The sequence below is a fragment of the Priestia sp. JV24 genome (assembly GCF_025910025.1).
Taxonomy (GTDB): Bacteria; Bacillota; Bacilli; order Bacillales; family Bacillaceae_H; genus Priestia; species Priestia megaterium.
The window spans coordinates 1-8224 of the sequence record NZ_JAPCIN010000006.1; the positions used below are offsets into that span (position 1 = coordinate 1).

Genomic DNA, 8224 nt, shown 5'->3' on the forward strand with positions numbered 1-8224 from the left:
CACTGCCCTCTCTGAAAAAGCGACCAAGTACTCACTTGGTCGCTTTTTTGCGTGCATTAATATTTTCAGATTTTTTTAAAATTTGTTAAGATAGTACTATGTTTATTGAAAAACATACTAAACTCAAGGCTTAACTGAGTTTTAAGGGGGAGCTTTATTGATTCAGCTGGATCATATTAATAATAAATTAAACCAAGTATTAGAAAACATCGATCACATTGTGATTGGAAAGCGTCAGGTATCTACGTTGAGTTTGGTTGCTTTGCTTGCAGAGGGGCATATTTTGCTTGAAGATGTGCCGGGTGTGGGGAAAACGATGCTCGTGAAGGCACTGGCCAAATCAATTGATGCAGAATTTAAACGAATTCAATTCACGCCTGATTTGCTGCCATCCGACGTAACAGGCGTTTCTATCTACAGTCCGAAAGACATGGAATTTCATTTTCGTCCAGGTCCTATCATGAGCCATATTGTACTCGCTGATGAGATTAACAGGACTTCTCCTAAAACACAATCGGCGCTTTTAGAAGCAATGGCTGAGCATCATGTAACAACCGATGGTATCACCCGGGAAATTCCAGCGCCTTTTTTTGTGATGGCTACTCAAAATCCTGTTGATTTTGATGGGACCTATCATTTGCCGGAAGCGCAGCTGGATCGTTTTTTATTCAAATTAAGCATGGGATATCCTACGCAAGAAGAGGAGCTTCAAATTTTAAATGGCGTATCCACCCAGATCAATCTTGAAGATGTCAAACCCGTCATGAGCATTCCAGAATTAGTACAGGCTCAAAAAGCTGTAAGCAGTATTTATGTAGATGATGCGATCAAGCACTATATCATTGAAATCATTCGCAAAACGCGCTCTCATCCACATGTTTCGTTAGGTATTAGTCCTCGTGGGACGGTTTCATTTATGAAGGCCGTTCAAGCATATGCTTTAGTGAAGGGAAGAGATTACTGTCTTCCTGATGATGTTCAAGAGCTTGCTTCGTATGTGTGTGCACATCGATTAACGCTAAGACCTGATACCCAGTACAGCGGCTTAACAGCGGGTGATGTGATGAAGCAAATTATGGCTGATACGAAAGTACCTGTTAAAAGGTAAGAGGTACTTTATGAAACAGTATATAAAAGTCATATGGAATAAATGTAGAGACTGGTTCGTTTTATTCTGCATCTTTGCTGCTACGTTTTCGTACGCGATGTTTCAAGGGGGCTTTGTCAGCTGGTTTTTATTTTATAGCTTCTTACCTTTTGGATTATATGCGGCAGCAGTTTTGCTTTATCCGTTAAAGAAGTGGAATGTTACTCGTGATGTGAAGCTACAGCCTCGATTCGCTGGAGATCATCTTTCGTATGACATTCACATTACACGCTCCTCGGGTTTTCCTGTTTATATGGCAGCAGTGAAAGAGGAGAGTAACCTTTTAGATCAAGAAGAAAGAACAATTTATCCGCTTTTTCAACGAAACGCTATTATTCCGTATGAAAGATCGTTTGTAGAAAGAGGAGAATATGAATTTTTTACGATTTCGATTGAATTGAGTGATTTATTAGGAATTGTAAAAAAGAAGGCCTATTATCCGCTGCAGCAGCGGTTTATCGTGTATCCCCAAATCCATGAGATAGATATCCCGTTTCTTTTAGCAGGAATAGAAGAAGGGAAAAATGAAGTTTCCGCTGGAAATCAATCTACTACGTTAGTGACAGGCATTAGAGAATACCAGCCGGGTGACCGATTAGGATCTATCGATTGGAAGGCGACGGCTCGTAAAGCTACGTTGATTTCTAAAGAGTTCGGTCATTATCATGAACGGAGTATGATTATCATTGCAGATGTTATAAGCTCTCTATACTTTGAAGAACGAATGAGCTTTCTGGCATCCATGCTCATTCATGAAGAAACCAAGCGTAAAAAAATCGATTTTCTTTTAGCTGGAGATGCACTTTTTTCACCAAAAGCCTCTGAACAAAGTGAGACTGATAACCTGTTGTATCACTTAGCGCGTGCACAGCCTATTAACAACCGAGTATTCGAAACAGAATTTAAGGGTATTGCCATTCAAAAGCAGCATTCTTTTATGGTCATTGTCAGTCAAGTTACAGGAACTCTCATTGGGCAGGTTCAATCTAAGCTGAGTCTGCATGCTAAGGCATCAATAATTGTCGTTAAAGATGAAGGAGCAGGGCTTAGTGACGAAGAGACGGTTATTGTTAATGGAATACAATCTTCTGCTTTAACGATTGAAGTCGTTAATATTCCTCTTCCTCTATCATCTAAAGGAAGTGAGGGCGGAAATAAGTGAATAAATCAGCTTTGTATGTAAAAAACATCTTATTGTACGCGGGAGCATTCTTTTTATTAGTGGAATGGCTTCTTCCTTTAAATGAAGTGACGGATACCAATCAAATTCAGTACTTTATCTTGTTTGTTGCTTACTGTTTTTTGTGTTTAACGTTTCGATTGCCGTTTATTGTGATGACGTTAGGGAGTATATTGTTTATTTTGTTTTCGCTTCACAATCTCTATTTCCAAGGAGCTTTCTTTTCTTCAGACTGGCTTCCGAGACTTTTGGAGATTCTTCAGTCAGATGCACAAAGTATCATGGAGTGGGATATAGCGAATTTATCATTTGAAATGAGGAGCACTTTATTTTTTGTGCTGCTTTGGATTATGGCTTATTTAATTCGATATTGGATCTTTTATCAAAAAAGAATTTTCTTCTTTTTCTTCTTAACCATTTTGTATATTACCGTGTTGGATACCTTTTCTACTTACGATGCGAGAGCTGCTATTATTCGTGTGACGATTATCGGATTTTTATTAGTAGCCATGCTTCGCATAAATCCTGAACGCATAAAAGCTGCGGGCACTGAGCGTTTAGAAAATAGAAAACGATCGTTTCTTTTTCTAGGCAGCTTTTTAGCTATCGTCATTGTGCTGGCTTATCTCGCTCCTAAACCAGGGCCGCAGTGGCCAGATCCCGTACCTTTTATCACAGCGCATACAACAAATCAAGGACAGGGAGAATCTGCAAGCGGTCAACGAATTGGCTATGATATGGACGATTCTAAATTGGGGGGATCGTTTGTCAATGATGATACGGTTGTGTTTACAGCCAAAGTAGAGGATGAGCACTATTGGCGTATTGAAACGAAGGATGTTTATACAGGTAAGGGGTGGGAGCTGTCTAAAGAGGAAGAAAAATTACCCTTTAAAGGAAATGAAAACTTACTCCCTCAATATGACTCAAGTGTAGCAGGACAAGTAAGAAAAGCAGAAGTTACCTATTCGCAGCCTTCTGTTCATCTTATGCATGTTCCTCAACTGCTGTCGCTAACCTTAAAAAATGGCATTCAAACCGATGTTACACCGACAAATGAAAAATTATATCCTTATCAAAATGACAAGCTTGTTACTGTTCAATCGTATGAGATGACGTATAAATATCCTGTATTTGATATTGGACTTCTTCAGCAAGCAGAGGAAAAAAAGGCAGAGAGTTTAGAGAATAATAACGAATTTATAGCAAGGTATACACAACTTCCTGCTAACTTGCCGAAACGAGTAAAGGATTTAGCTCGTGAGGTAACAAAAAATAAGAACAATCGTTATGAAAAAGCGAAAGCCGTTGAAGAATACTTCCGATCAAATCCATATGTATATGATACTGAAAATGTTCCAATTCCTACGAAAAATAAAGATTATGTGGATCAATTTTTATTTGATACAAAAAGAGGGTACTGTGATAACTTCTCTACTTCTATGGTTGTGCTGCTTCGATCATTAGATATTCCTGCTCGGTGGGTAAAGGGCTATACAGAAGGTGATGCCACCGTCATTTCAGGAAGTAGTAAGTGGACAACCTATGAAATCACACAAAATAATGCTCATTCTTGGGTCGAAGTCTATTTTCCAGGAGCGGGTTGGGTACCTTTTGAACCAACAAAAAGTTTTTCTAATCCTTATGATTTTGTAGATAGCCAACCTAACAACTCTAGTGAAAATAGTCAAAGGGAAGAAGAGAAACAAGAAACGCAAGTGAAGGAGCAGCCTAAGGAAAAAGAGCTTCCGGCACAAGAAGAAAGAGCGAAAGAAAAAACAGCTTCTCTTCAAAATGCTAAGTTGTCTATGAAGTGGAAAGTGCTTTTCTGCGGACTGATTGTAGTTATGTTGATAGTAATATATCTCAATCGATTTAAATGGTTTTTACCTTTTTATATCTCTTTTTATAAAAAGAAAGAGAGTGTGGAAACCTTTGAATCAGCGTATGCTTTTTTACTTAAAAGACTCGCTGCAAATGGACTAAAGCGGCAAGAAAGTCAGACGCTGCGCGACTTTGCAAGAGAAGTAGACGAAAAATTAAATACGGTAAATATGCTACAGTTAACGGAAAAATACGAGCGGGTTTTGTATCGAAATGCAGATTCCATAAAAGAATGGAAAGAGTCGATTGAATTGTGGGAAAATTTAATCAAAAAACGAGTTCTTGACCATTGTTTCGCGGATTGATAGAATATTCTCGAACTTACTATAAATGTTTCGTATACCTTCATATATCCTCGATAATATGGTTCGAGAGTCTCTACCGGGTCACCTTAAACGATCTGACTATGAAGGCAGAACAGTCTATTTGACAATGAACGTCGTGCTCAACTAGACTTCTGCCTTTGTTTTTTGAGGGAGAAGTCTAGTTTTTTTTATATTTTAGGGCATAATAACAAGTGATTATTTACACATTCGGAGAGGTGAACAAGATGGAAGGCATGATTGTTGTATTAGATTTTGGTAGTCAATATAACCAACTGATTACGCGTCGCATTCGCGAGTTCGGAGTATATAGTGAATTGCATCCGCACACAATTACAGCAGAAGAGATTAAAGCATTAAATCCAAAGGGAATTATTTTCTCTGGAGGCCCAAACAGTGTGTACGGTGAAAACGCATTTCACTGCGATGAAAACATTTTTGAATTAGGTATTCCTGTGTTAGGTATTTGTTATGGAATGCAATTAATGACTCATCATTTTGGCGGGAAGGTAGAAGGTGCTAGCCATCGTGAATATGGTAAAGCAGCGATTAACGTACAAAACGATTCATTAATGTACCATGAGTTGCCAAAAGAACAAGTTGTTTGGATGAGTCACGGTGATTTAGTTGTAGAAACACCAGCTGGTTTTGAAGTGGACGCAACTAGCCCATCTTGTCCAATTGCCGCAATGAGTAACAAAGAAAAGAATATGTACGGAGTGCAGTTCCATCCAGAAGTTCGCCATTCAGTGCACGGTAACCATATCTTAAAGAACTTCGTGTTTGAAGTATGTCGTGCTGAAGCAAACTGGTCAATCGAGAACTTCATTGAAGTTGAAATGGATAAAATCCGTGAAACAGTTGGAGATAGAAAAGTACTTTGCGCACTTAGCGGCGGAGTAGACTCTTCAGTAGTAGCTGTATTAATTCACAAAGCAATTGGTGATCAGTTAACATGTATGTTCGTAGATCACGGTTTATTACGTAAAGGTGAAGCGGAAAGCGTAATGGAAACATTTAGCGAAGGCTTTAATATGAACGTAATTAAAATCGATGCAAAAGATCGCTTCTTAGAAAAATTAAACGGCGTATCAGATCCTGAACAAAAGCGTAAAATCATCGGTAATGAATTTATTTATGTATTCGATGACGAAGCTGCTAAATTAAAAGGGTTTGATTTCCTAGCTCAAGGTACGCTATACACAGACATTATCGAGAGTGGGACAGCTACAGCTCAAACGATCAAATCTCACCACAACGTAGGTGGATTACCGGAAGATATGCAGTTCAAACTAATCGAACCATTAAACACGCTATTCAAAGATGAAGTACGTGCATTAGGTTCTGAATTAGGTATCCCTGATAACATCGTTTGGCGTCAACCTTTCCCAGGACCAGGTCTAGGTATTCGTGTACTTGGTGCAATTACGGAAGAGAAGTTAGAAATTGTACGTGAGTCGGATGCTATTTTACGTGAAGAGATTGCAAAAGCTGACTTAGAGCGCGATATCTGGCAATACTTTACGGTTCTTCCTGACATCCGCAGTGTAGGCGTAATGGGAGATGCTCGTACGTATGATTACACAATCGGTATTCGTGCTGTTACATCGATTGATGGTATGACTTCTGACTGGGCGCGTATTCCTTGGGATGTGCTTGAAGTTATCTCAACGCGTATTGTAAACGAAGTTAAGCATATTAACCGCGTAGTGTATGATATTACAAGTAAGCCACCTGCAACAATTGAATGGGAATAATATGTAAGAAAACCGAACAAACGAACATTCTTTTATAAGAATGTTCGTTTTTTGTTGACTTTTTTAAAAAGTTAATGGTAGGATAGTAACATAAAACAGCGAGATATAGCTTTAATGTCGTATAATCTTGGGGATAAGGCCCAAAAGTTTCTACCGAGCTACCGTAAATGGCTTGACTACGAGAAAGTAATACATGTATGTGTAAAAATCTTTTGTTTTTTTGGCTCATACATTTCTCTTTTAGTCGATCTTATGCCTTTACGCGCCTAGTGTAGAGGCATTTTTTATGGCTTGCCAAGTGCATGCGGCTTCTATAAAGGGAGGAAAAAACGTGAAGAAGTATTTTCGTTTTGAAGAGCTGGGTACTAGCTATCGAAAAGAGTTTATAGCTGGCCTTACAACTTTTCTATCTATGGCTTACATTTTATTTGTTAATCCATCTGTGCTATCACTAAGTGATGTAAAGGATCTGCCTGACAGTATGAGAATGGACCAAGGGGCTGTATTTACAGCTACTGCTTTAGCGGCAGCTTTGGGATCAATTGTTATGGGAGTCCTTGGTAGGTATCCAATTTCATTAGCTCCAGGTATGGGATTAAACGCATTTTTTGCTTATACAGTTGTTCTGACAATGGGAATTCCATGGCAGACGGCTTTAACGGGTGTTATGATATCAGGTGTTATTTTTATTCTTTTAACATTAACAAGCCTGCGAGAAAAAATTATTAATTCTATTCCTATTGAATTAAAAATGGCTGTTGGAGCAGGTATTGGTTTATTTATTAGTTTTATTGGTATGAAAGGTGCCGGAATCATCGTCAAAGATGATGCTACATTTGTTGGACTGGGTGATTTAACTAACCCAACAACGTTACTTGCGGTTTTTGGCATTGTAATTACTATTGTATTAATGGTGCTTCGAGTAAATGCAGCTGTATTTATCGGTATGATTGTAACGGCTGTAGCAGGTATGGCTTTTGGTTTAATTGATACACCTAAAGCAGTTATTTCATCAGTTCCTAGTCTTGATCCGACGTTTGGGGCAGCTTTTCAAAATATCGGTGATATCTTTACTGTAAAGATGCTAGTCGTCATTTTAACTTTCTTATTTGTTGATTTCTTCGATACAGCAGGTACGATGGTTGCTGTAGCGAGTCAAGCAGGGCTTATGAAAGATAATAAACTTCCGCGAGCGGGCAGAGCGTTATTGGCAGATTCTAGTGCGATTGTAGTTGGTGCTGTTCTTGGTACCTCATCAACAACAGCTTATGTAGAGTCTACGGCTGGAGTAGCAGCGGGCGGACGTTCAGGATTTACTGCAATCGTAACGGCGGCGTTTTTCTTAGTTGCACTGTTCTTTTCTCCATTGTTAGCGGTCGTAACACCAGCTGTTACTGCGCCAGCTTTAATTACGGTAGGAGCTCTGATGGTGTCAAATTTAGGAGAAATTAATTGGAAAGAGTTCGAAGTAGCAGTTCCCGCATTTTTCACGGTAATTATGATGCCACTAACATACAGTATTGCAACAGGTATTGCGGTTGGTTTTATCTTTTATCCTATTACAATGTTATGCAGCAAGCGTGGAAAAGAAGTTCATCCAATTATGTATGCTCTCTGTATCATCTTCATACTCTATTTTGCATTCTTAGCAGAATAGTTTAAATAAAAAAGCTCAGTTTAATGACTGGGCTTTTTTTTTATGGTAAGATAAGAAAACTGCATAGCGGCTAGATTAATATTGTAATAGAGAGTATTCAATCATTATATTGAAGGTTTACTTCATTAAATTTTTTATTTATAAAGTTTTTTAGAAAAACGATTGACTCTATATATTATATATGGTAAATTATTAAATGTCGCTGATGAACAGCGCAGTTGAGAGAAACATCTTAAAAAAAGATGTTGACATCAAAATGATAGAATGTTATACTAA

Annotated in this window: 5 protein-coding genes and 2 riboswitches; all 5 genes read left to right on the forward strand. The window is 38.4% G+C overall.

The genetic code is table 11. The annotated features are described in order from the left end of the window. Positions 1-157: 157 nt before the first annotated feature. The 5 genes from OK414_RS01110 (at position 158) to OK414_RS01130 (ending at position 7948) form a co-directional block, all read left to right on the forward strand. Positions 158-1108, forward strand: a complete 951-nt coding sequence (locus OK414_RS01110; RefSeq protein WP_034654843.1) for an AAA family ATPase — start codon at positions 158-160, stop codon at positions 1106-1108. Positions 1109-1118: 10 nt separating this feature from the next. After that, entirely contained in the window at positions 1119-2309 is a 1191-nt protein-coding gene (locus tag OK414_RS01115) for a DUF58 domain-containing protein (protein WP_095380598.1), read from the forward strand. Next, a complete protein-coding gene (locus OK414_RS01120; RefSeq protein WP_263046080.1) occupies positions 2306-4516 on the forward strand; it encodes a DUF3488 and DUF4129 domain-containing transglutaminase family protein in 2211 nt (736 codons plus the stop codon). Before OK414_RS01115 ends, OK414_RS01120 begins: the two co-directional genes overlap by 4 nt. A 20-nt stretch (positions 4517-4536) precedes the next feature. Next, positions 4537-4638: riboswitch (purine riboswitch) on the forward strand. A 123-nt stretch (positions 4639-4761) separates the two neighbouring features. Next, a complete protein-coding gene (gene guaA, locus OK414_RS01125) occupies positions 4762-6291 on the forward strand; it encodes a glutamine-hydrolyzing GMP synthase (protein WP_095380600.1) in 1530 nt (509 codons plus the stop codon). Positions 6292-6388: 97 nt separating this feature from the next. Then, positions 6389-6490: riboswitch (purine riboswitch) on the forward strand. A 132-nt stretch (positions 6491-6622) separates the two neighbouring features. Then, positions 6623-7948: an NCS2 family permease gene (locus OK414_RS01130; RefSeq protein WP_263046081.1), complete on the forward strand. Its 1326-nt coding sequence runs from the start codon at positions 6623-6625 to the stop codon at positions 7946-7948. The last annotated feature ends 276 nt before the right edge of the window (positions 7949-8224 follow it).

Excerpts from the sequence above, each read along its gene's own strand:
- OK414_RS01115 (WP_095380598.1), top strand. The coding sequence starts at position 1,119 with ATGAAACAGTATATAAAAGTCATATGGAATAAATGTAGAGACTGGTTC.
- guaA (WP_095380600.1), top strand. The coding sequence starts at position 4,762 with ATGGAAGGCATGATTGTTGTATTAGATTTTGGTAGTCAATATAACCAA.